This is a genomic window from Campylobacter sp. W0014, from assembly GCF_020135975.1.
Taxonomy (GTDB): Bacteria; Campylobacterota; Campylobacteria; order Campylobacterales; family Campylobacteraceae; genus Campylobacter_D.
In genome coordinates, this window is sequence record NZ_JACHTR010000072.1 from 1 (window position 1) to 1,129 (window position 1,129).

Sequence of the window (1,129 nt, forward strand, 5' to 3'; positions counted from 1 at the left end):
AACCCCATTTACCACCACAAATTTACAAACATAAAGTTCTTGTTTTCTATCTTCATCTTCTAAGATTTCATCTAGTCCTTGTGCGATTTGAAGTTTTAAATTTTTCATTTTTGCAGGGGCTAAAAAACTAAAATGATATTCATTTAATTCTTTATTATCTTTTAAGGAATTTCTAATAATTTTATCATATTCATGTAGCTGTGTAAAATACCCTGCTCCTAAATCTTTATTTTCAAATTTTTTATAAGCATCTTTATAGGCTTTAGGGATATTTTTAGGGATAATAAAATAAAGTTTGATTAAATTAGTATCAAAGCTAAGATTTAATTCTTTAAATTCATAATCTTTACTAAAGTCTTGTTTGAATTGATTAAGAATATTTATATCCTCTATATCTTTTAAATCTTTTTGTTCTATATTGAATTCATTTAAAGCCTTATCTTGTTCTTTTTTTTCATTATTAATTAAAAGATTATAAATAGGTAAATTATCTTTTTGAAATCTATCACTTTTATAATGAAGTCTTATTATAGGCTCTTTTAATTCTGCTATATTATTACTTTGTTTTTCTAACCCTTCTTTGGGATTAAAACTATGATCATATTTAAACTTAGTAGGAGTAAAGCTTACTTTTAAAGGAAAGCCTTTATCTGTAATGCAAGCTGAGATGAGTTCTTGTAAGATTACAAATTCATTATTAACTTTCTTTTGAGATAAGGAGCCTTTAATATCCACTACCTTAGTACAAGGAACACTTACACCTGCTATAGTATTAGGACAAGCTACTATACTAGAATCAAGCAAATCACTTTCTAGCATTATAGGGATACCATCATCTTTAAAAGTTTTTCCTTTGTTTGATTTAAGTATAACTTTACCTCCATGGATACATTCTACATTTTGATTTTCTAAAAGAGCATGAAGTTTAGCTATAGCTTGTTTTTTATCTACTTGTGTGGTTTTTTGTTCTTTTAAAGTGTTTGAAATTAAGTCTTTATACTCTAAGCTTTGTTTGCTTAAACATTCTAATTTAATATTTAAAGAATTTTCTATAATAGAATAATTAAGCAAGCAAAGTTCATCATTTTTATAAAAGATACTAAGTCTTCCTAAACCACTGCTTTCATCT

The 1,129-nt window shown here is 25.6% G+C and carries 1 protein-coding gene; it reads right to left on the reverse strand.

All coding sequences use genetic code 11. The annotated features are described in order from the left end of the window. A partial coding sequence (locus H2277_RS08985; RefSeq protein ID WP_337201964.1) for a hypothetical protein occupies nt 1-1,129 on the reverse strand: 1,129 nt, incomplete at both ends.